Annotated in this window: 18 protein-coding genes, 1 tRNA gene and 1 pseudogene; 8 read left to right on the forward strand and 12 right to left on the reverse strand. The window is 67.2% G+C overall.

The annotated features are described in order from the left end of the window. Positions 1-5: 5 nt before the first annotated feature. Together OOB33_RS10835 and OOB33_RS10840 are read right to left on the reverse strand one after the other, a co-directional pair. Positions 6-81, reverse strand: a tRNA-Asn gene (locus OOB33_RS10835). A gap of 36 nt (positions 82-117) precedes the next feature. Next, positions 118-2,277 carry a TonB-dependent siderophore receptor gene (locus OOB33_RS10840; RefSeq protein WP_271008675.1) on the reverse strand — a complete coding sequence of 720 codons (2,160 nt, stop codon included), beginning with the start codon at positions 2,275-2,277 and terminating at the stop codon, positions 118-120. A 315-nt stretch (positions 2,278-2,592) separates the two neighbouring features. Here OOB33_RS10840 and OOB33_RS10845 point away from each other — a divergent pair, with 315 nt between their 5' ends. Continuing rightward, positions 2,593-4,704 carry a sensor histidine kinase gene (locus OOB33_RS10845; RefSeq protein ID WP_271008676.1) on the forward strand — a complete coding sequence of 704 codons (2,112 nt, stop codon included), beginning with the start codon at positions 2,593-2,595 and terminating at the stop codon, positions 4,702-4,704. A gap of 66 nt (positions 4,705-4,770) precedes the next feature. Here the strand turns inward: OOB33_RS10845 and OOB33_RS10850 are convergent, their stop codons facing one another. From OOB33_RS10850 to OOB33_RS10890, 9 genes and pseudogenes are all read right to left on the reverse strand, one after another. Beyond that, the gene (locus tag OOB33_RS10850; RefSeq protein ID WP_171825706.1) at positions 4,771-5,898 is read right to left on the reverse strand and encodes an NAD(P)/FAD-dependent oxidoreductase; all 1,128 of its coding nucleotides are present in this window, start codon (positions 5,896-5,898) and stop codon (positions 4,771-4,773) included. Positions 5,899-5,950: 52 nt separating this feature from the next. Beyond that, positions 5,951-6,274, reverse strand: coding sequence for a ferredoxin FdxA (gene fdxA, locus OOB33_RS10855; protein WP_271008677.1), 324 nt, complete (start codon positions 6,272-6,274; stop codon positions 5,951-5,953). An 89-nt stretch (positions 6,275-6,363) separates the two neighbouring features. Next, positions 6,364-7,170, reverse strand: coding sequence for a uroporphyrinogen-III C-methyltransferase (cobA, locus tag OOB33_RS10860; RefSeq protein WP_271008678.1), 807 nt, complete (start codon positions 7,168-7,170; stop codon positions 6,364-6,366). A gap of 32 nt (positions 7,171-7,202) precedes the next feature. Next, positions 7,203-8,522 (reverse strand): sulfate adenylyltransferase subunit 1, encoded by a 1,320-nt coding sequence (locus tag OOB33_RS10865; RefSeq protein WP_271008679.1) that lies wholly within the window; start codon positions 8,520-8,522, stop codon positions 7,203-7,205. Between the two features lie 2 nt (positions 8,523-8,524). Continuing rightward, on the reverse strand, positions 8,525-9,484 hold the full coding sequence (cysD, locus tag OOB33_RS10870) for a sulfate adenylyltransferase subunit CysD (RefSeq protein ID WP_263563979.1): 960 nt from the start codon (positions 9,482-9,484) through the stop codon (positions 8,525-8,527). A gap of 194 nt (positions 9,485-9,678) precedes the next feature. Then, positions 9,679-10,434, reverse strand: a pseudogene (locus OOB33_RS10875) (phosphoadenylyl-sulfate reductase); the annotation flags it as partial. Then, the gene (locus tag OOB33_RS10880; protein ID WP_271008680.1) at positions 10,431-10,919 is read right to left on the reverse strand and encodes a DUF934 domain-containing protein; all 489 of its coding nucleotides are present in this window, start codon (positions 10,917-10,919) and stop codon (positions 10,431-10,433) included. The pseudogene OOB33_RS10875 and the gene OOB33_RS10880, both read right to left, overlap by 4 nt. 23 nt (positions 10,920-10,942) lie before the next feature. Next, a complete protein-coding gene (locus OOB33_RS10885; protein ID WP_271008681.1) occupies positions 10,943-12,655 on the reverse strand; it encodes a nitrite/sulfite reductase in 1,713 nt (570 codons plus the stop codon). Positions 12,656-12,721: 66 nt separating this feature from the next. Continuing rightward, positions 12,722-13,480, reverse strand: coding sequence for a sulfite exporter TauE/SafE family protein (locus tag OOB33_RS10890; protein WP_271008682.1), 759 nt, complete (start codon positions 13,478-13,480; stop codon positions 12,722-12,724). Between the two features lie 262 nt (positions 13,481-13,742). Between OOB33_RS10890 and OOB33_RS10895 the strand changes: the two genes are divergently transcribed. Together OOB33_RS10895 and OOB33_RS10900 are read left to right on the forward strand one after the other, a co-directional pair. Next, complete coding sequence (locus OOB33_RS10895; protein WP_271008683.1) at positions 13,743-14,261, forward strand: DUF1993 domain-containing protein; 519 nt, start codon at positions 13,743-13,745, stop codon at positions 14,259-14,261. A 152-nt stretch (positions 14,262-14,413) separates the two neighbouring features. Further along, positions 14,414-14,554, forward strand: coding sequence for a hypothetical protein (locus OOB33_RS10900; RefSeq protein WP_165794543.1), 141 nt, complete (start codon positions 14,414-14,416; stop codon positions 14,552-14,554). A gap of 116 nt (positions 14,555-14,670) precedes the next feature. On the opposite strand, the gene OOB33_RS10905 is transcribed toward OOB33_RS10900, so the two are convergent. Next, on the reverse strand, positions 14,671-16,785 hold the full coding sequence (locus tag OOB33_RS10905; protein ID WP_271008684.1) for a putative bifunctional diguanylate cyclase/phosphodiesterase: 2,115 nt from the start codon (positions 16,783-16,785) through the stop codon (positions 14,671-14,673). Between the two features lie 444 nt (positions 16,786-17,229). On the opposite strand from OOB33_RS10905, the gene OOB33_RS10910 reads away from it, so the two are divergent. From OOB33_RS10910 to epsE, 5 genes are all read left to right on the forward strand, one after another. Further along, positions 17,230-18,654 carry an FAD-binding oxidoreductase gene (locus OOB33_RS10910; RefSeq protein ID WP_271008685.1) on the forward strand — a complete coding sequence of 475 codons (1,425 nt, stop codon included), beginning with the start codon at positions 17,230-17,232 and terminating at the stop codon, positions 18,652-18,654. A 187-nt stretch (positions 18,655-18,841) separates the two neighbouring features. Beyond that, the gene (locus OOB33_RS10915) at positions 18,842-19,273 is read left to right on the forward strand and encodes a DUF971 domain-containing protein (protein ID WP_271008686.1); all 432 of its coding nucleotides are present in this window, start codon (positions 18,842-18,844) and stop codon (positions 19,271-19,273) included. A 68-nt stretch (positions 19,274-19,341) separates the two neighbouring features. After that, positions 19,342-20,073, forward strand: coding sequence for a bifunctional demethylmenaquinone methyltransferase/2-methoxy-6-polyprenyl-1,4-benzoquinol methylase UbiE (gene ubiE, locus OOB33_RS10920; RefSeq protein ID WP_271008687.1), 732 nt, complete (start codon positions 19,342-19,344; stop codon positions 20,071-20,073). A gap of 340 nt (positions 20,074-20,413) precedes the next feature. After that, on the forward strand, positions 20,414-21,427 hold the full coding sequence (locus tag OOB33_RS10925) for an EpsD family peptidyl-prolyl cis-trans isomerase (RefSeq protein ID WP_271008688.1): 1,014 nt from the start codon (positions 20,414-20,416) through the stop codon (positions 21,425-21,427). A gap of 8 nt (positions 21,428-21,435) precedes the next feature. Further along, the gene (epsE, locus tag OOB33_RS10930; RefSeq protein WP_271008689.1) at positions 21,436-22,326 is read left to right on the forward strand and encodes a polysaccharide export protein EpsE; all 891 of its coding nucleotides are present in this window, start codon (positions 21,436-21,438) and stop codon (positions 22,324-22,326) included. Positions 22,327-22,333 lie beyond the last annotated feature (7 nt).

A 22,333-nucleotide genomic window follows, 5' to 3' on the forward strand; every position in this document is an offset into this window, starting at 1 on the left:
ATTTCTGGCTCCTCGACCTGGGCTCGAACCAGGGACCTACGGATTAACAGTCCGGCGCTCTACCGACTGAGCTATCGAGGAACAGAGCCTCGCATTATAGGATGAATTTTGAGAGGTTTACAAGTGGATTTCCAAACTTGTTCGGAAAGTTCTCGGCGCCAGGGGGTAGAGGTAGACATGGTCGAACTGGAAGGGCGACTCTTTCCAGGCGCGCTTGTTGGCGATGTTGTCCACGCCGACGCGCCAGATCAGCAGCTGGCGGCCCCAGCTCTGCTCGAAGCGCGCGCCGGCATTGAGACGGGTCCAGCCCGGGATGCTGAGGCTGTTGTCGCGCAGCACGGCGCGCGGGCCCTCAAACACCAGGCCAGCGTTCAGCTGCAGGCCAGCCAGCGCGGGCACATCCTGGCGCACGTGCAGGCGCAGACTGTTCTCGGCCACGTTGACGGGCTTGAGGCCGTTGATGTCGGCCACGCTGCTGTCGGCACGGCGGGCCTTGAGCTTCATGGCGCTGGCCAGCAGGCCACCACCGGCCCATTTCAAATCGGCCTGGGCTTCCAGGCCCTGGTGGCGGGCGATGCCATCGGCGCGGCGCACGCAGCTGCCGGGCGTGCTGTCGCTGCACTCGCCGATGTCCTCCCAGACCGGGCGGTTGATCTGGAAGGCATTGATCGACCAGTCCACCGCCTTGCTGCCGGCCTTGAGGCCGATCTCGCTCTGGCGGCTCTTCAGCGCCGGCAGGGCGCGGCCGGCCGCGTCGCCGTAGCGCTTGCGGTTGGGCGTCACTTCGCTCTCCACGCCTTCGCCCCAGCTGGCGTAGGCCATCAGCTGCGGGTTGATGGCATAGCTCAGGCCCAGCCAGGGCGTGCTCAGGCTCTGGCTGTAGTCGGTCGGGCGTGAGCCATTGGTGCGCACGCTGCTGCGGTTCAGCTGGGTGTGGCGCAGGCCGGCCCAGGCTTGCAGCTCGGTGCTCAGTTGCACCGTGTCGCGCAGCGAGAACTCGCGGCTGCGCTCGTCGCGCAAGGTGTTCTGGTCGGTCAGGCTGGGGTCGGCGGGGTTGACCGCGCTGCCGTCGATGCGGCCTGGGCCTACGCCGTTGTAGGCCTGGGCCTGGGCGCGGCTTTTGTAATGGCTGATCAGGAAGCCGGTGCTCAGCTGGTGGCGCAGCGGGCCGGTGTCGAAGCGGCCGCTCAGGGAGAGGTCCAAGGCTTCGCTGTTGCGGCGCTCGTTCTCGCTGCGGAAGTCGAACATATCGTAGGTGCCGTCGCTGCAGTAGCGGTCGTAGTTGCCTTCCTTGTCGCAGCCGTAGGCGTAGGCCAGGCGGTCGTCGGTTTTGAGGCGCTGCACGGCCAGATGGGCTTGGGCGCTCCAGTCGGCGCTCAGGCGCTGCTGCAGGCGCAGCGAGGCGTGCTGGTTGTCAAACTCGACGGGCAGGGTCCAGCTCTGGTTGTTCAGATTGGTGCGCGGATCGAAGGCTTTGGCATCGGGCAGCTTGTTGCCCAAGAGGCTCATGCCCGGCTGGCTGGGCTGGCTGTGGCGGTTCAGTTCGAACTCGGCCTCGAGCAGGGTGCCCGGCTGCACGCGCCACTCGCCGGCCACGGCCAGCAGCTGGCGCGTGCCCGTGGCATCGCGCAGCTGCGGATGCAGATCGGCCGCGGCGGCATTGACGCGCAGGCCGAACTCGCCGCTGCCGCCGAAGCGCTGGCTCCAGTCGATGGCCGCTTCAAAGGTACCGCGCTCGCTGAAGCCGCCGCTGAGGATGGTCTGTGCTTGCGCGGTCGGGCGCTTGACCACCAGGTTCACCAGGCCGCCGGGCGAGCTGGTGCCGGCCTGGATGCCGCTGCTGCCCTTGAGCACCTCGATGCTGCTCTTGTTGCCCAGGTCCAGCATGGTCTCGCCGTTGATGGGCAGGCCGTCGCGGCGGTAGTTGAAGCGGTTGTCCAGGTCGTAGCCGCGGATCTTCAGGTAGGAGATGTAGCCGGCGGCGTTGTAGGCAGCACCGACGCTGGCGTCCAGGGCGGTCAGGCCCGAGAGGGCCGAGATGCCGGCGTCCAGCAGGCGTTCCTGGCTGATCAGGCTGACCTGCAGCGGCAGCTTGGCCACCGGGGTCTCGCCGAAGCCGCCCACCTGGGCCGGCATCTCGGCCGTGCGGCCGCTGACCGAGACGGCGGGCAGGCTCTGCGCCTGGGCCAGGCTGCTGCCGAGCAGCAGGGCCAGGGCGGATGAAACAAGGCTCGGGCGCAGGGCCAGGGCAGGGCGGGGCGAAAGGAATGTGGGCATCGGGAACTGCAGTGAAGTCAAGAACAACAACAGACGCTGCAGGGCGGCAAGCCAGGGCGCCGCGGCAGGCCGCAGCGTGGGTGCTGCGAGCCGACGGGCTGTGCCTCAGATGCTTCCCTGCGCGAGGATTAACTCGTGCCGATCCGGAGATCGGCATGCCGGCCGGAGCCAGCGATCAGGTTCAAAGGGACTTTCTCAGCCGGCTTCCCCTTCAGAAAGCCAGCACCCCCAGCGAAGCGCGCATTCTAGCGTCGCGCCCTATTTGCGGTCTTTCCCGGGCTTGCTCTGGCTGCGGGCCGCGCGGACACTCGGGCCATGACGCTCCGTCCGGCACCCAGCGCCCCGCCCAGTCTGCCATCCAGCCCTGTGCCTGAATCTGGCGCGCCGGCCGTTTCGCATCCTGCCGATGCGCAGGCGGACCCGGCCTGGCTGCAAGCCCTCGATGAGCTGATCCTGGAGGAGCGCCAGGACGAGGCGCTGGACAGCCTGCACCAGTGGCTGGCCCGGCCCGAGCTGACGCCCGATCTGGTGCTGCGCCTGCAAGCCCGCGAGCTGCGCCTGCAGCTGCTCAACGGCTGCAGCCCGGCCGCGGCCGAGCAGGCCTATGCCTTGCTGGAGAGTGCGCAAAGCCTGGGCTCGGCCCGGGTCAGCGCCGATGCGCTGTGCAGCATGGCCCTGGTGCAAAGCGCCACCCGCTTGACTGCCGCCGCCATGCAGGCGGTGGGCCAGGCCGATGCCTTGTACGAGAGCATCGGCGATACGCGCTCGCGCCAGCTGGCCCGTCTGCTGCTGGCCCGGGTGCTGATGGCGGCCGAGATGTTTGTCGAGCTGATCCGCCAGTTCGAGCCCCTGCTCGAGGGCCCGGATGCCTGTGACGACCGGCCCGTTCAGGACGGCGAGATGCCGCCGCGCCTGCGCTGCGCCTTGCTGCTCTCGGTCGGCGCGGCGTATGCGAACGCCAACACCGAGCTGAGCGGCTCGGCCGAAGGCATCGATTCACGCCAGGCCATCCCGATCTACCGCCGCGCCCTGGCCCTGGCCGAGCTGATTGGCAGCCCGCCGACGCGGGTGCGCTGCCGCTTCAGCCTGGCCAATCTGATGATCTGGACCGGCCAGTTGGACGAGGCCGCCCAGCTGCTGCGCGAGGTGGAACAGCTGGCGGCGCAGCAGCCGCTGTCCCTGCTCAACCGCGCCCATCTGCGCCAGAACCAGGCCTTGCTGGCCTGGAAATCGGGCCGGGCCCGCGAGGCCCTGCTCATGTTCCGCGAGGTGCGGGCCATGTGCGAGCAGGGCGGCTTGCTCTTCCTGCTCGGGCGCGCCCTGCTGCGCCTGGCCGAATGTGCCGAGGACTGCGGCGATTTGGCCCAGGCCCTGGAGGCGCGCCAGGCCCAGGTGCAACTGCTCGGCGCCAATCTGCGCGCTCAGCAGCAGAACTTCGGCCAGGGCATGTTGAGCCTGGTTCAGCATGCCCGCGTGGCGGCGCAAAACGAACTGCTGCAACGCCAGGGCAACAGCCTGGAGCAGGCCCTGGCCCAGCGCAATGGCGAGCTCAACGAGACCTTGAGCCGCCTGCGCGCCGAGATGTCGGTGCGGCGCGCGGCCGAGGCAGCCCTGACCGAAGCCCATGCCCAGCTGGAGCTCAAGGTGGCGCAGCGCACCCGCGAGCTGGAGCTGGCCATGCGCCGGCTGATGGAGCATGAAAAGCAGGCCGCGCTGAGCTATCTGGTGGCCGGCGTGGCCCATGAGCTGAACACACCGCTGGGCAATGCCTTGCTGGCCACCAGCTCGGCCCAGGCCGGGCTGCAGGAATTCGGCCAGGCCTTCGAGGCCAACCGCCTGCGCCGGCAGGACGTGCAGGGTCTGCGCCAGAACCTGCAGGCCAATCTCGACATCGTCAGCCACGGCCTGGAGCGTGCCACCGTGCTGCTGCGCAACTTCAAGGCCCTGGCCTTGCAGGACAGCAGCGAAGAGGCCGAGTGGATGGATGCCGCCCAGGTCGCCCACAACACCTTGCAGGCCTTCACCGGCGCCTTGCGCGAGGCCGGCGTGACGGTCGATTTGAGCGGGCTGCAGCCGCTGCGCCTGCGCGGCCATGCGGCGGCGCTGAGTCAGGTGCTGGCCCAGCTGATCGAGAACGCGCTGCTGCATGCCTTCCAGGGCTGGAGCGGCGAGCGCCGCCTGAGCCTGCACGGCCGGGCCCTGCCCGAGGGCCTGGAGCTGCGCGTGGCCGACAGCGGCCATGGCATCGCCCGCGAGCACCAGGCCCATGTCTTCGACCCCTTTTTCAGCACCCGCATGGGCCAGGGCGGATCGGGCCTGGGCCTCTACCTCGCGCAGCGCCTGGTGGTGCAGCGCCTGGGCGGCGAACTGGCGCTGAACAGCGCGCCGGGCCGCGGGGCGGAGTTCATCATCCGCCTGCCCAGCTGAGCCCCGTCAGGGCATGAAAAAGCCGCCTCGAGGGCGGCTTTTGTTTTGGTGATCGGCGAGCCCGGATCAGTCGAAGACCGGCGACTCAACGCCCAGAACTTTGTGGAGTTTCGGGCTGGTGGTCGTGTACTGCAGATGCACGCGCTTGTCGGGGTTGATGTAGGGCATGGCGCCGAAGGCGGCCAGGGCGCATTCATGGAAGCCCGAGAGGATCAGCTTCTTCTTGCCGGGATAGGTGTTCACATCACCGACGGCGAAGATGCCCGGCACGCTGGTCTGGAACTTCTCGGTATCGACGACGATCTGCTTGCGCTCCAGGGCCAGGCCCCACTCGGCGATCGGGCCCAGCTTGGGGCTCAGGCCGAAGAACACCAGCACCTGGTCGCAGGGCACGACGCGGGTCACGCCGTCGCCGCCGGTGACCTTGATATTGGTCAGCTTGCCATCGGCTTCGACGATGTCGGTCACCTGGCCGACTTCGAACTGCATCTCGTAGGCCTCGCACAGCTCGCGCATCTTGGCCACGCTGGCCGGGGCGGCGCGGAAGCCGTCGCGGCGGTGCAGCAGGATCACGCTCTCGGCCTTGTGGGCGCCACCGTCGTCGTTGCCGGCGCAGAAGTTCAGGGCCCAGTCCAGGGCCGAGTCACCGCCACCGACGATCACCAGGTTCTTGCCGGCGAACTGCTCGGGGTTGCGCACGCGGTAGTGCAGCTGGGTGCCTTCGTACTTGTCGATGCCCTCGACCTTCAGCGTGCGCGGCTGGAAGGAGCCCACGCCACCGGCGATGAAGATGGTCTTGGTCAGGAAGCTGGTGCCCTTGCTGGTGGCGACGAAGAAGCGGCCATCGTCCTGCTTGAGCACGGTGGTCACTTCCTGGCCCAGATGGAAGGTCGCGCCGAAGGGCTCGATCTGCTTCATCAGGTTGTCGGTCAGCTCCTTGCCGGTGCAGATGGGCACGGCCGGGATGTCGTAGATCGGCTTGTCCGGGTAGAGCTCGATGCACTGGCCACCGGGGTAGGCCAGGGAGTCGATGATGTGGGCCTTGACCTCGAGCAGGCCCAGCTCGAAGACCTGGAACAGGCCCACCGGGCCGGCGCCGACGATGACGGCATCGGTCTCAATGGTGTCCGGGCCCGGGGCCAGGAGTTCGTCGGCGGGCGCGGTCGTCGTCTCTACGTTCACTTGGGATTCCATTTCTTGGCCGGGCCCAGTACAGGCCCCGCTTCAGCAGTTATTACGAAGTTGTTCAGCGGATCAGCTCGGACAGCTTGTCCGTGCGGTCCTTCCAGTCATCGGCGTCGGGCAGGGCGCCCTTGCGCTTGGTGATGCTGGGCCACTTCTTGGCGAGGTCGGCATTGAGCTTGATCATGTGCTGCAGATTGCCCGGCACATCTTCTTCCGGCACGATGGCGTTGACCGGGCACTCGGGGATGCAGACGGCGCAGTCGATGCATTCATCCGGGTCGATGGCCAGGAAGTTCTGGCCTTCGCGGAAGCAGTCAACGGGGCACACGTCGACGCAGTCGGTGTACTTGCAGCGGATGCAGGATTCAAGGACGACGTGGGTCATGGTGGATCAGCTCGTGTAGTTGGGGCCAGAGTCGCTGCCGGGCTGCACCCGTTTCGGGCGTGGCGCCAAGCGGCGGCAAAAGGCGGATTTTAATCAATGAGGCTGCGAGTCAGGCCTTGATGGGGCGCAAGACCCGGCGTGTTGCTGGAATTTGTGGGCGAAGCGTGGCCTGAAACCCCCACGCCGCGCCGTGCAGTCGTCAGCGGCCGGGCGCCCGCGCCGACGGTGACCACGGTCGGGCGGCCGCGGTGCAGCAGCGAGGCCGCGGCCAGCTCGGCCACCGTGTGGTCGCTGCTCAGGGCATCGGCGCAGCTGGCGCGCGAGACCGCCAGCACCGGCGTGTCGGCCGGCCAGCCGGCCTCCAGCAGCTTGCGGCCCAGGGCGGCCAGCTGGCGGCCGGCCATGTAGAAGACCTCGGTGTCGGCGCTGCGGGCGGCCTGCAGCTCGCCATCCTGGGTCATGGCCGTGGTCAGGCTGACACTGCGGCCGCTGCCGCGGCGGGTCAGCGGGCGCTGCACCTGGGCGGCGGCGGCAATGGCGGCGGTCACGCCGGGCACGACCTCGCTGGCAATGCCGGCTTCATGGAGGGCGATCAGCTCTTCTTCGAGGCGGCCAAAGATGCTGGCATCGCCGCCCTTGAGGCGCACGATGCGGCGGCCGGTCCGTGCCTGCTTGACCAGGGCGGCGTTGATGGCCGTCTGTTTGGTCGAGTCGCAAAAGCCGCGTTTGCCCACATCGATCCATTCCGCGTGCGGCGCCAGATCGCGCAGGGCCGGGTCGGTCAGGGCGTCGAACAGCACCACCTCGGCGGCGGCCAGGGCGCGCGCGCCGCGCACGGTGATGAGGTCAGCGGCGCCGGGGCCGGCGCTGACGAAGAGGACGGTTTGTGGGTTCATGGGGCGACTCGTTTCAGGTCGGAGCGGTGAGTTCAGCGCACCAACAAGGCGCCGCTGGTGCGGTTGCTGCTGGGGTCGACGACGATCAGGCTGCCGCCGACGCGGTTGCTGGCATAGGGCTCCACCGGCAGGGCGGCCTGCACCTCGATCTGCACATGGCCGATCTCGTTGACATTCAGCTGCTCGGCGTCCAAGGGCTGCAGGCTGTGGATGTCCAGGCGGTGCTCGATGGCGCTGATGCGGCCCTGCACCCAGCGGTTGCCGTGGCGCAGCCAGTACTTACGGCCGGGCACGGCCGGCTCGGTGTCCAACCAGGCCAGAGTGGCTTTGAAGCTTTGTGTCGGCTGGGCCGAACCCGGGGTGACGATCCAGTCGCCGCGCGAGACATCAAGCTGGCGGTCCAGCACCACGCCGGCCGATTCGCCCGCCACGCTGTGGCTCACGGTTTCGCCGGCACGGCGCACCTCGGCCACGATGGCTTTTTCACCGCTGGGCAGGATCTGGATCTCGTCGCCGGCCTGGATCTGGCCATGGGCGATGCGGCCCCAGAGGGTGCGCGGCTGGTGGCCGGTGCCTTCGCCGGCTTCACCGGGGTCTCGCGCCACGTACTGCACCGGGATCAAGACCTGACCCTCGACCTTTTCCTGCACGCCCGGCAGGCTTTCCAGCACCTGCAGCAGCGAGGGGCCTTGGTACCAGGTGGCCCATTCACCGGCCAGGGGTTGGGTGACGTTGTCGCCGCGCAGGGCCGAGACCGGCACGATGGCGGTGACGGCAATACCGGCCTGCTCGGCAAAGGCGCGCAAGGCCTTCTCCACAGCGGCAAAGGCCGGGCCGGGCTGCTCCAACGCATCGAGCTTGTTGACGGCGAAGACGATGCCAGGCACGCGCAGCAGATGGGCCAGCAGGCTGTGGCGGCGGGTCTGAGGCAGCAGCTCGACGGCCTCGACCGAGGTGTCCAGCTTGGTGATGTCCACCAGCACCACGGCGGCATCGCTGCCGGCGGCGGCCGTCACCATATTGCGGGTGTACTGCTCATGGCCGGGCGCGTCGGCAATGATGAACTTGCGCGTCTTGGTGGCGAAGTAGCGGTAGGCCACATCGATGGTGATGCCTTGCTCGCGCTCGGCCTCCAGGCCATCGGTCAGCAGGGACAGGTCGATGGGCGCACCGGCTGCGCGCTTTTCCAAGGTGTCCAGCTGGTCGGCCAGGATGGCGCGGGAATCGAACAGCAGGCGGCCGATCAGGGTGCTCTTGCCATCGTCGACGCTGCCGGCGGTCAGGAAGCGCAGCGCGCGGTGGTGGGTGTCGACCTCAGAGTCGTGAATCAGGTGTTCAGCAACGGCGTTCATGATCAGAAATACCCTTCCTTCTTGCGGCGCTCCATCGAGGCCTCGGACGTGCGGTCGTCCATGCGGGTGGCGCCGCGCTCGCTGACGGTCACGGTCAGCGTCTCGGCCACGATGTCGGCGGCCGTGGCGGCCGTGCTTTCCACCGGGCAGGTGCAGGTCATGTCGCCCACGGTGCGGAAGCGCACGGTGGCGGTTTCCACCGTTTCGCCGGCCTCGGGCGGCGTCACGTCCGTCAGCGGTACCAGCAAGCCCTTGCGGCGAATCACCGGGCGCTCATGCTTGAAATACAAGCTGGGCAGGGGGATGTTTTCGCGGGCGATATAGAGCCAGACATCCAGCTCCGTCCAGTTGCTGATCGGGAAGGCGCGGAAATGCTCGCCCGGGCGGATGCGGGTGTTGAACAGATTCCAGAGCTCAGGGCGCTGTTCCTTGGGCTGCCACTGGCCGAAGCTGTCGCGGTGGCTGAAGATGCGTTCCTTGGCGCGGGCCTTTTCTTCGTCACGGCGGGCGCCGCCGATCAGTACGTCGAAACGGTGCTCTTCGATCGCTTCCAGCAGGGTCACGGTCTGGTGGCCGTTGCGCGATTCCAGCGGATGAGCCAGGCGCACGGTGCCCTTTTTGATCGACTCGTCCATGTGCGCCACGATCAGGCGCTCGCCCATCTCGGCCACGCGCTTCTCGCGAAATTCGATCACTTCGGGGAAGTTGTGGCCGGTGTCCACATGGACCAGGGGGAAGGGCAGACGGCCCTTGAACACATTGCCGGCCACGCGGGTCTTGAAGGCTTTTTCGGCCAGGCGCAGCACCACGCAGGAATCCTTGCCGCTGGAGAACAGCAGGCCCGGGCGCTCGAAAGCAGCGGCCACTTCGCGCAGGATGAAGATGGCTTCTTCTTCCAGATGGTCCAGATGGCGCTGGTCCACCGTGGCGGCCAGCGCTTGCAGATTGAGGGGGGCGTTCATGCCGTGGCTCCTGACTTCAATTCTTCGTTCGAGCGGGCTTGGTGCAAGCCGCACTCCTTGGCGTTCTCGTCGTGGCTCCGGCCGGACGCTGTCGCATCCTTAACTTCGGCGTCGCCGAAGTTAGCCTCCGCCGAAACGTCGCTGCCAACTTCCGCGCCTTGCGCGGTAGCGGCTGTCGCCGGGGAATGCGTCTTGTGCAAGCCGCATTCCTTGGCATCGTCGTTTTCCCACCACCAGCGGCCGGCACGGAAGTCCTCGCCCACCGCAATGGCGCGGGTGCAGGGCGCGCAGCCAATGCTGGGCATGAACTGGTCGTGCAAGGCGTTGTATGGGACTTGGTGGGTGGCGATGTAATGCCAGACATCGGCCCAGCTCCAGTCGGCCAGCACATTGAGCTTGACCCGGCCTTGGCCGTCCAGCTCTTCGGCGGGCACCTCGGCGCGGTTCTGGCTTTGCTCGCGGCGCAGGCCGGTGATCCAGGCCGTGCGGCCGGCCAGCATGCGGCCCAGGGGCTCCAGCTTGCGCACGCCGCAGCAGGCTTTGCGCAAGGCCAGGCTTTCGTACATGGCGCGCTCGCCATGTGTTTTGACGAAATGCACCACCTGCTCGGCCACCGGGCGGAAGACCTGCACCGAGAGGCCGTAGCGCGCCTCGATCTGCGGCAGCAGGGCCAGGGTCTCGGCATGCAGGGCGTCGGTGTCCAGGGTGGCGATGTCGATGGCCAGGCCGTGGCGTGCGATCAGGTCGGTGATGACCATGTCTTCGGCGCCCAGGCTGCTGCTCTGGATCAGGCCGGCGCCGAAGCGCTCGGCAGCCGCGCGCAACTGGGCGACGCTGGCGGCCACGCGCGCTTCAAAGCCGGGCGTGGCGCGGGCATACAGGCCCACGGCCGAGGCGCTGGCCGCGGCGCCGGGCAGGCTGCTCAGTGAAGAGACGCCTCCGTGGCTCATGCCGCGCCTCGTGCAAACAGTGGCTGGCTGTGGTCCACATCGCCCTGGTAGTGGGCCGGGAAGAAGCCCAGGGCGCGCTCGGCGGCTGCCTGGCTTTCGCCGGCGCGCAACTGCACGGTATTGAAACCGCAGCGGGCCAACAAGGGCAGCATGTCGACGATCACCTCGCCGGTGGCGCGGATCTCACCGGCAAAACGGTAGCGGGCGCGCAGCAGGCGGGCCTGGCTGTAGGCACGGCCGTCCACCCATTTCGGGAACTTCAGGGCCACCAGGGCCAGGCGGGGCAGGTCGGCGGCCAGGTCTTCGATGGCGTAGTCATTGGGCACTTCCACGCCGGTGGGCAGGCCCGCGGGCCAGTGGTCGCGCACGGCATGCCATTGCTCCAGGCTCAGCAGCAGGTGGGGCGCCGGGTCCGGGTGCGGCATGGGGCCGTCTTCGCCGAGCACGTGGTGCCATTGGGGATGGGTGCTGTCGATGAATTTCATGGTCGTCGTCGGCTGGGCGGTGGTCATTGGGCTTCGGCAGCGGCATTCGCGCCGGTCAGCGTCCGAACGGCGTTAGCCGGCGCCTTGAAAGGCTCGAGTCCGATGCGGCGCACGGTGTCGATGAAGCGCTCGCTGTGGCCAGCGCGCTGGCTGCGGTAGGTCTGGACGATGGACTCGATCACATCGGGCACCTCGTCGGCCGCGAAGGAGGGGCCGATCACCTTGCCGGGCACCGAAGCACCCGAAAGGGTCGAGCCGTCCGAGCCGCCCAGCGAGATCTGGTACCACTCCTTGCCGTCCTTGTCGACGCCGAGGATGCCGATGTGGCCGCTGTGGTGGTGGCCGCAGCTGTTGATGCAGCCGCTGATGTGCAGGTCGATGTCGCCGATGTCGTACTGCTCGTCCAGGTCCTCGAAGCGCTCGGTGATGGCCGCGGCCACCGGGATCGAGCGTGCATTGGCCAGGGCGCAGAAGTCGCCGCCGGGGCAGGCAATCATGTCGGTCAGCAGGCCGATGTTCGGCGTGGCGAAGCCCAGCGTGCGGCTGGCTTCAAACAGAGCCGGCAGGTCGGCCTCGCGCACCCAGGTCAGCACCAGGTTCTGGTCGTGGCTGACGCGCAGCTCGCCCAGGCCGAAACGATCGGCCAGCTCGGCGGCGCCGTCCATCTGGGCATCGGTGGCGTCGCCGGGGGCGATGCCGGCGCGCTTGAGCGACAAGGTCACGGCGCGATAGCCCGGCACGCGGTGGCCGTGGACGTTGCGTTCCAACCAGCGCTTGTAGGGGCCCGCTTCCACGCCCGCGAAGATGTCGCTGCGCTCGCCCGGCTGCACGCCGGCCGGCGTGGTGAAGCTGGCGGCCACGCGGTCCAGTTCCGCCTGCGGGATCAGGTGTTCGCGGCCGCCTTCGTCCAGCTCCAGGATCTGCTTGAACTCGGCGTTCACGTCGTCGAAGAAGGCCTGGCCTTCGGCCTTGACCAGGATCTTGATGCGGGCCTTGTAGGCGTTGTCGCGGCGGCCGTAGCGGTTGTAGACGCGCACGATGGCCTCGATGTAGACGAGGATCTGCTGCCAGGGCAGGAACTCATTGATCACCTGGCCGATGATGGGTGTGCGGCCCATGCCACCGCCGACCAGCACCTGGAAGCCGATCTCGCCAGCCTCGTTCTTCTTCAGCTGCAGGCCGATGTCGTGCCAGGCGATGGCGGCGCGGTCTTCGGCCGCGCCCGAGATGGCGATCTTGAACTTGCGCGGCAGGAAGGCGAACTCGGGGTGTAGGGTGCTCCACTGGCGCAGCACTTCGGCGTAGGGGCGCGGGTCGACGATCTCGTCGGGGGCAATGCCGGCGAAGCAGTCGCTGGTGATGTTGCGGATGCAGTTGCCGCTGGTCTGGATGCCGTGCATGTCGACCGCAGCCAGGCGGTCCATCACATCGGCGGCCTGGGGCAGGGGGATCCAGTTGTACTGCAGGTTCTGGCGCGTGGTGAAGTGGCCATAGCCGCGGTCAAAATCGCGGGCGATGCCGGCCAGGGCGCGCAGCTGGGCGCTGGACAAGACACCGTAAGGCACGGCCACGCGCAGCATGGGCGCATGGCGCTGCACATACCAGCCGTTCTGCAGACGCAGGGGTCGGAACTCCTCGTCGCTCAGGGTGCCGGCCAGATTGCGTTCGAGCTGGTCGCGGAACTGCGCGGCGCGTGCGTGGACGAACTGGCGGTCGAAGTCGGTGTACTGGTACATGGCGGGCTTGTCGGAAGAGTTCGGTGGATCTGAGGATCTGAGAAGGGGTTTCGGCCGGGCGGGGCTTTAGTGAATGACTTTCCAGCCGGCCAGCAGCAAGGAGCCGCACAGCAGGCCGCGCACCACGCCATCGGGCAGGCGTCGCGTCAGCTGGGCACCCAGCCAGATGCCGGGCATGGAGCCGATCAGCAAGGGCAGCAGCAAGGTCCAGTTGACATGGCCCAGCGTGGCATGGCCGATGCCGGCCACCAGGGTCAGGGGCACGGCGTGGGCGATGTCGCTGCCGACGATGTAGCGCGCCTCCAGGCGCGGGTAGATCAGCAGAATCAAGGTGGCGCCGATCGCGCCGGCGCCGATCGAAGACAGCGAGACCAGCACGCCCAACAGCACGCCGGCCGCGACCGTCAGCGCCGGCTTGCGCGACTCGGGGATGTGGCGTTCCAGGCGCAGGCCCACGGCCTGCCACGATTTTTTGAAGGCCACGACCAAGGCGGTCAGGAACAGCGCGATGCCCAGGGAAAAGGTCAGGGTGCTGGCCCAGCCTTTGGTGATGTCGGTGGCGTGCATCAGGGCCACGGTGGCAATCGATGCGGGAATACTGCCGGCCAGCAGCAGGGCGGTCAGGCCCCATTTCACGTGGCCGTGGCGCGAGTGCGCCACCGAGCCGGACATCTTGGTCAGGGCGGCGAACCACAGGTCGGTGCCGATGGCCACGGCCGGGCTGAGCCGGAACACCGACAGCAGCAGCGGCGTCATCAGCGAACCGCCGCCCACGCCGGTCACCCCGACGATGGCGCCGACGCCAAATCCACTTGCAATTGCCATCCAGTCCACATGTGTCCCCAGTTGCTGAGGCGCAGGTCTGCGTCTCAGGGGGCGGACTTTATGCAGTCTTCATATATATACAAACCATTTATTTGTAGATTGCTTATCCGAATTTGCATATATGAAATTCGAGGCGCAGCCCCACCCGGTCATTCGGTGCGGCGCCAGCGGCATTCACACGGGGCTGACAGAATGCGCAGCGTCGGGCCGCGAACCTGTGGCTCCCATGTTTTCCCCAACCGTCAAGTTAGAAAGTGCCGCCATGACCGCATCCACTCCCGTTCTGCACCAAGCCAGCGTTCCCGTGTTCAAGCAAATGCTGGGCGGCCTGGCCGATGTGCTGAGCAAGGCCGAGGCCCATGCCACGGCGCGCAATATCGATCCGCAGGTGTTCCTGCAGTCGCGCCTGTTCCCGGACATGTTTGCCCTGCTGCGCCAGGTGCAGATCGCCTGTGATTTCGCCAAGGGCGTGAGCGCCCGCCTGGCCGGCGCCGAGGTGCCCAGCGTGGCGGACGAGGAAAAGAGTTTTGCCGAGCTGCAGGCGCGCATCCAGGCCACTCTGGCTTTCATCGATGGCCTGCCGGCCGAGGCCTTTGCCGAGGCCGCCAGCCGCGAGGTGGTGCTGCGTCCGGGCACGCCGAAAGAGCGCCGCTTCGCCGGCCAGGCCTATCTGCTGAGCTACGGCCTGCCGCAGTTCTTCTTCCACGTGACCACGGCCTACGCCATCCTGCGTCACAACGGCGTGGAGCTGGGCAAGAAGGACTATATGGGCGCCTTCTGAGGCAGCGTCTGAGGCGTTTTTGAGGTGCAGTTGGCTGCGCCGACCCCGGGCCTGAGCCCGCTTCATGTCACACTGCGGCACGGTTTTTCGAGTTCGCTGGAAACACCCCATCGTCCATCTGTGCCGCAGGCACGCCAACTGAGGAGCGACTCATGGCCAAAGGTCAGCAAAAGAGCAACAAGGAAGCGAAGAAGCCGAAGAAGGACAGCGCGCCGCCCAAGCCGATTTCATCCGGCGCGGTGATGCCCACGGTCACCACCGTGGTGCCCGATCGCAGCAAGAAGGCCAAGTAAGAAGTAACCGCGGGCCCCGAGCGTGGCGAAACATTCGCCGCTTCGGGCCCCACCCACCGCAAGACCCGGCCACGTGCGCTCAACGCGCCCGTGGCTTTTTCATGCGCAGCTGCGGCTCACAGGCTGGGCGGGGCAGCGGCTCCGCGTGCATCCCGCCAGGCCAGGAAGGACTCGAAGTCCATGGGGCGGCCCAGCAGGAAGCCTTGCACCTGGTCACAACCGACGCGGCGCACCGCGTCCAGCTCGCCCTCGCGCTCGATGCCTTCGGCCGTCACCGTCAGACCCAGGCTGTGGCCCAGGCGGGCGATGGTTTCCAGCAGCTCGTAGCGCCGCGGTGAGAGGTCCACCTCGCGCACAAAGGAGCGGTCGATCTTGAGCTCATCCACCGGCAGGCGCTGCAGATAGGCCAGCGAAGAGTGGCCGGTGCCGAAGTCGTCGATCGACAGGCGCACGCCCAGGGTGCGCAGACCATGCAGCAGGGCCACCGGGTCGTCGCTGCTGTCCATCAGGCCGGTTTCGGTCAGCTCCAGGGTCAGGTGTTGCGGGTCGACGTCGTGCTGCTGCAGGCGCTCGCGCAGAAAGTCCAGCAGCTCGCCGTTCTGCAGATCCTGGGTGGAGATGTTGACGGCAATGTGCAGGCCGGCCATGCGTGGCTCGGCCAGCATGCGCAAGGCCTCGCCCAGCATCCAGCGCGTCAGCTGGCTGACCCGGCCGGTGCGCTCGGCAAAGGGGATGAACTCGCCCGGCGGCACCCAGCCGCGGGTCGGGTGCTTCCAGCGCACCAGGGCTTCGGCGCCTTCCAGCTCGCCGCTGCCCAGTCGCAGCTTGGGCTGCAGATAGGCATGCAGCTGCTCGCCTTGCAGGGCCGCTTGCAGATCCGACGCCAGGGTCAGGTCTTGCTGACGGGCCTGCTCGGTGCCGCTGCTGTAGAAACGCAGCGCCGCCTTGGAGCGCTTGGATTCGAACAAGGCCTGCTCGGCCTGGCGCAGCAGAGACTCGGCCTCATGGCCATGCTCGGGGCAGAGCGCGGCGCCGCAGGAGATGGACAGGTCCAGGCGTTGGCCTTGCCAGTCCAGCGGCTGCTCGATGGCGCGGCGCAGGCTCTCGGCCTGCTGCTGGGCGTCGGCGGCGTCGCGTACCTGCAGCAGGGCGGCAAAGGTGCCGCCGGCCAGGCGGGCCAGCGGGGCTTGCGCCCCCAGGGCTTCGGCCAGATGGCTGCTGGCGCGGCGGATCACGGCATCGCCGGCATCGAAGCCGAGCAAGGCGTTGATGGTTTTGAGGCGGTCCAGGTCCAGGCAGAGCAGGCAGGAGGCCAGGCCGCCCTGGTTGCGCCGCTGTTGCAGCTGCTCATTGGCCTCGACCAGAAAGCGCGCGCGCTGGGCCAGGCCGGTCATGGCATCGGTGTTGGCCAGTCGGCGCAGACGCAGCTCGCGCTCGCCCACGGCGGCGGCCAGGGTGTTCAGCGCCTGGCCGACGCGAGTCACCTCGTCCTGGCCCTGCAGCTCGGCGCGCGCGCTGTAGTCACCAGCGGCCAGGCGCTGGGCTGCCTGTTCGGCGTGACCCAGGGGCACGGTGATGGAGCGGCGCACCACGCCGTCCAGCGCCCCGCTGAGCGTCACCACCAGCACGCCGAGGATCAGCATCCATTGGCGGTCCTTGCGGATTTCGTCTTGCAGCTCGTGGGCATGGTCGGCCGTGTCTTCTTGCTGGATTTCCAGCAGGCGGTCGGCGGCGCGGGCCAGCTGATCCAGGGCTTGCTCGGTGTCCCGCGCCATCATCTCGCGCGCGGCGCGCATGTCCTCTGCCTCGATCAGGTCGACATTGCGGCCATAGGTGCTCCGGTACTGAGCCAGGGCTTCGCTCAAATCGGCATAGGCTTTCTGGCTGGGGGCGCCGTGCAGCTGTTGGCCGAGCAGGCCCAGGTCCTGGTCGATCTGGCGGTTGGCGGCGTCGGCCTCTCGGTAAGCGGCAATGCGCTGCTCGCGCGGCGCGCTGATCAGCACGAGCAGCTTGCGCGAGGTCTTGTGGGCTTGCGCGCTGATGTCCTCGGACAGGTGCAGCAGGTTCAGGCGCTGGCTGGCCAGCTCGTTCAAGGCCACCGAGAGCTGGTTCATGCGTTCCAGCTGGCTCAGCCCGGCTAGGGTCAGCAGCAATAGCACCAGCACGGAGCGCAGGGCCAGGCGGGTGCCGATGCGCAGGCGCGCCAGGGCTTGCAGGGGCGAAAAAAACATGGATGCAGGAAATCGAAGGGCTGGGGGATGGGACATCAAAGCCTGGCGCGCCGCAGGCCCGGGAGAACACTCCTGAGGGCCGCTGGATTCACACGCCGCCTCAACACTTCATGGCTTCATGGGCTATCGGTCGCAAGCTCCAGAACTTTCGCTCTTCTTTCACTCCCGGGGCTGCCATTCGCACAGCCCGGTGCTGAAGCACCGTGTCTCCCTGGCACAAGCCCTGACAAGGATTCTGTTAACTTGGTTCTAGACTGGTATTAAATTGGGTGTCGTTTGGTATTTTGTGACTCGGGGGAGGGCAAGATGGATCGACGGCGTTTTCTGGCTCGCGGGGCGGCCTGGCCCGCGGCGGCGGTACTGGCTGGTGGGCTGGCCGGCTGTGGCGGCGGTGGGGGTGGATCCACCAGCAGCATCGTGGAGCCGCCACCCGCGCCACCCCCCGTGCCGGGCCCCAGCCCGGATGCCGATTGGGATGCTCTGGCCGCGCAAGTGCAAGCCCAGGGGGCCGGGCAAGTCTTGCGCCCCGGTCATGCCAGTTACGACACCCGGCGCCTGGTCGCCAACGCCCGCTATGACGCACTGCGTCCGCTGGGTCTGCTGCGCTGCGCCAGTGCGGCCGATGTGGCGGCCGGTTTGGCCTTCGCCCGCCGCAAGGCCATGCCTCTGGCCCTGCGTGGCGGTGGCCACAGCTATCTGGGCGCCTCGACCGGGCCGGGCCTGGTGCTCGATGTCGGGCCGATGAACGGGGTCAGGCTGGAGGGCGAGGTGGCCGTGGTCGGCGCTGGCGCCACCCTGGCCGATGTGTACGAAGGCTTGATCAGCCAGGGCCGCTGCATCCCCTCGGGCAGCTGCTTGAGCGTGGGCATTGCCGGCATCACCCTCGGCGGTGGCTTCGGGGTGCTGGACCGGGCCTATGGCCTCAGCTGCGACGCTCTGATTGGCGCCACCGTGGTCAATGCCGAGGGGCAAACCCTGGTCTGCGATGCCGGCCGCAACAGCGATCTGTTCTGGGCCTTGCGCGGCGGCGGCGGCGGGCGCTTTGGTGTGCTGACCGAGCTGCGCTTTCAAACCCATGCCGTGGGGCCATTGCTGCAGTTCAGCGCGAGCTTCGGTCCGGATGATGTGGAGGCGGTGCTCGCGGCCTGGCAGCGCTGGTCCGAGCAGGGCTTGCCCGCTTCGGCCTGGTCGCAGCTGGCCCTGTCTCCGGGGGGAGGGCGGCTCTGGGGGCTGGCCCTGGGGGCGCACAGCGATCCCGCACAGTTCTCGCCGATCTGGCAGGCGCTGCTGGCGCGCATCAACCGGCCCGGCCTGGTGCCGGCCGCGCTGCAATCGCGCAGCTACCGGGATGTCTTGCTCGGCGACTGCGCCGGCCTGAGCCTGGCGCAATGCCATCTGCCGGCGCAGAACCCGGAGGGGCGCCTCGGTCGGGTGGCCATGGCGGCCAGCTCGGACTTTTACGACCAGGCCCTGCCGCCCGAGGGTCAGCGGGCCTTGGCCGACGCCTTGCGTGTGCGGCGCGGCCAGGGCTCGGGCGGGGTGATTCTGAATCTGATGGGCGGAGCCATCGGCCAGGTGCCGCTGCAGGCTACGGCGTTTCCGCACCGCGCAGCCTTGTTCAGCGCCCAGTACGGGGTGGAGCTGCCGCCAGTCGCCAGCGCCGCGGCGGTGGAGGAGGGGGCCAGCTGGACCCATGGCTTGCGCGAGCTGATGCGGCCCTGGAGCAGTGGCCGCGCTTATCTCAATTACCCGGATGCTGGCATTGCCGACCCGCTGCCGGCCTACCACGGCAGCCACCTGGCCCGGCTTCAGCAGATCAAGCAGGCGCAGGACCCCAGCGGCCTGTTCAAAACTGCGCAAGGCATTTGATACCCGGGCTTGGTGCAGGGCGTCGCCGCGGGAGTGTTGGCAGGGGCGGGGCAAAGTTACACTGGGCGCCCTCTGTGGCGATCCAGAGGCCGGGCTGAAGCGCATTTGTCTGCGCTCAAGATTGCTTGCCTGCACCGGCCGGGCCGCCCCACCTCTGCTTTGAATTGCATCACCTGCAAACGTCACCATGGCCGGCCTCAGCCCCAAGACTCCCATCCCCACCGAAATCACCGTGCACCAGCAGTCCCGGGTGCTGGAGGTGGCGTTTTCGGACGGCGCGCGCTTTCGCATCCCGTTTGAGCTGATGCGGGTCTACAGCCCCTCGGCCGAGGTGCAAGGCCATGGCCCGGGCCAGGAGGTGCTGCAGACCGGCAAGCGCTCGGTGCAGATCACTGGCCTGGAGCCGGTCGGCCACTACGCCGTGCGGCCGCAGTTTTCCGATGGCCATGACAGCGGCCTGTTCACCTGGGACTATCTCTACCAGCTCGGCGAGCAGCAAACCCAGCTCTGGGCCGATTACGAAGCCCGCCTGGCCGCGGCCGGCCTGAGCCGCGATGCCGACATGGCCGCCCCGGCGCCGGCCGGCGGCCATGGCTGCGCCAGCCACACCCATCACTGAACTGAAGCCTCGCCCCAAACCGGCCCACAGCGCTTCAGCCCACCCTTTTCCCGCGAGACCGACCCATCATGAGCAGCACCCATTTCGGCTACCAGACCGTTGACGAGCGCGAAAAAGCCAGCCGTGTGCGCGGCGTGTTCGACTCGGTGGCATCCAAGTACGACGTCATGAACGATTTGATGTCCATGGGCATGCACCGCGCCTGGAAGGCCTACACCGTGGCCGTGGCCAACCTCAAGGCCGGCGATCGGGTGCTGGACATTGCCGGTGGCACCGGTGATCTGTCGCGTGCCTTTGCCAAGAAGGTGGGCGAAACCGGCATGGTGGTGCACACCGACATCAACGAGGCCATGCTGCGCCAGGGCCGCAACCGCCTGCTCGATGAAGGCCTGATCCTGCCGACCAATCTGTGTGACGCGGAAAAGCTGCCTTACAAGGCTGGCAGTTTCGATCTGGTCAGCGTGGCGTTCGGCCTGCGCAATATGACCCACAAGGATGTGGCCCTGGCCGAGATGTGTCGGGTGCTGCGCCCAGGCGGCCGCCTGCTGGTGCTGGAGTTTTCCAAGGTGGCCGCGCCGCTGCAGAAGCCCTACGACTGGTACTCCTTCAAGATCCTGCCCAAGCTGGGCCAGATGATCGCCGGCGATGCCGAGAGCTACCGCTACCTGGCCGAGTCCATCCGCATGCACCCGGGTCAGCAGGAGCTCAAGGCCATGATGAAGACGGCTGGCTTCGGCCACGTCGATGTGCACAACCTGAGCGCCGGGGTGGTGGCGCTGCACGCCGGTATCAAGTGCTGATCTGATGCGGCTCTGAAAACCCGCAGGTATTGCCTTGTTGTGCGATCAGCGCCCCGCGGCGCGGATTGTCATAAACCGAAATGAAACAGTGCGGCCGGCTGGATGACAGTCGCGCGAGGGTATTCCCTTGGCCGCCGATTCAATCTTGTGCATGGCCCCGAAATACCGCGGGTAAACCGTGAGGGGCGCCCCCTTGATTGCCGGTTTCCCGGGGGGTGAATTGTCATTTTCCAAAGTTACACTCGCTCGTCCCAGCGTGGGCGAGGTAGCTTGCTGCGCTGCAGCATCAGTTTTGGGGCCCCGGCTCGGGGCACCGCGCTAGAAGAGAGAAAGACAAGCCATGTACCTGACGAATCAAGAGAACGCTTCCGCTTTCAAGGGCCTGCGAGTGGCCGCGGTGGCCGCCGCTGTGGTGGCCGTGATGCTGAGCGGTTGCGGTGACGACAAGAAGTCGGACAAGGCTTCGCAAACGGCTGCCAAGGTGAACAAGGAAGAGATCACCGTTCACCAGATCAACTTCGTGCTGCAACGCCAACAAGGCCTCAAGCCCGAGCAGGCCGAAGCGGCCAGCAAGCAGGTGCTGGAGCGTCTGATCGAGCAAGAATTGGCCGTGCAAAAGGCCCAGGAACTGAAGCTGGACCGTGACCCGCGCGTGGTGCAACAGATCGAAGCTGCCAAGCGCGAAATCATCGCCCGCTCCTACGTCGAGCGCATCGGTGAATCGGTGGCAAAACCGACCAGCGAAGAAGTCAGCAAGTATTACAACGAGAAACCCGCGCTGTTCAAAGACCGCCGTATTTACAGCCTGCAGGAATTGGCGATTGAAGCCAAACCCGAGCAATTTGGTCAGCTGCGCCAGAAACTCGAAAGCGCCAAGAATATTGGCGAGTTTGCCGAGTTTCTGAAATCCAATGATTTCCGCTTCACCGCCAACCAGGCGGTGCGTGCTGCCGAACAGCTGCCGCTCAACGGCCTGGAGTCGATCGCCCGCATGAAGGACGGCGACTCGGCCGTCACCCAGACCGCCAACGGCATCACCGTGCTCTTCCTGGTGGGCTCGCGCAGCCAGCCGGTGGATGAGACCCGCGCCCGCCCGGCCATCGAAGCCTTCCTGGTCAACCAGCGCAAGGCTGAATTGGTGCAGAAAGATCTGAAGGGCCTGCGCGAAGCCGCCAAGATCGACTATGTCGGCAAGTTCGCCGAAGGTGCACCGGGTGCCAAGGGCGCCGCGTCGGCTCCTGCTGCAGCCGCCACCCCGGCGCCGACCGCAGCCCCAGTGGCGGCTGACCCCGCGGCACCGGCTGCCAGCGGCCTGAACGCCGCAGATATTTCCAAGGGCATGGGTCTCAAGTGAGCTTCAACATGACGTCGTCTTTCCTGACCTTTGTCCCTTCGCGCCCGGCCCGCGTGGCCGCGGCGGCCTTGGCGGTGTGGGGCGCCCTGTCGGTGGCCACGACCGCACAGGCGCACACCCCGGCGGCGGCTGCGGCTGCGGCCGTGGCGGGCGCCAATGCACCGAGCGCACCGCTCGAATATCGCCTGGGTTCCGGCGATGTGCTGCGCATCACCGTGTACCAGAATCAAGACCTGACCCTGGAAACCCGGGTGTCGGAAAGCGGCGTCATTTCTTTCCCCTTGCTGGGCAATATCCGTATTGGTGGCCTCAGCGCCACGCAGGCCGAGAAGCTGATCAGCGACGGTTTGCGCGACGGCAATTTCGTCAAGAACCCGCAGGTCACCGTCGTCGTGCTGCAGGTCAAGGGCAACCAGGCCAGCGTGCTGGGCCAGGTCAATCGCCCGGGCCGCTACCCGATCGAAACCGCAGACATGCGCCTGACCGACCTGCTGGCCAATGCCGGCGGCATCGCCGTCACCGGCGCCGAAGTGCTGGTACTCAGCGGCACCCGCAACGGCCAGCCCTACCGCCTGGAAATCGACCTGCCCGGCATCTTCACGCCCGGCGGCCGTGAGCAGGATGTGCTGATACAGAACGGCGACGTCATCTGGGTCGAGCGCGCCCCCATGGTCTATATCTACGGCGAAGTGCAACGACCCGGCCCCATGCGCCTGGAACGCGGCATGACCCTGATGCAATCGCTCGCCACCGGCGGCGGCATCACCCAACGCGGCACCGAAAAAGGCATCCGCGTCCACCGCAAAGGCCCCGACGGCAAGGTCGAAGTTCTCCAGCTCCCGATGGATGAGGGTTTGAAGGATGGGGATGTTGTGTATGTCAAGGAAAGTCTGTTCTAAGGTTTCG

This window comes from Paucibacter sp. B51, assembly GCF_027863535.1.
GTDB lineage: Bacteria > Pseudomonadota > Gammaproteobacteria > Burkholderiales > Burkholderiaceae_C > Paucibacter_A > Paucibacter_A aquatilis.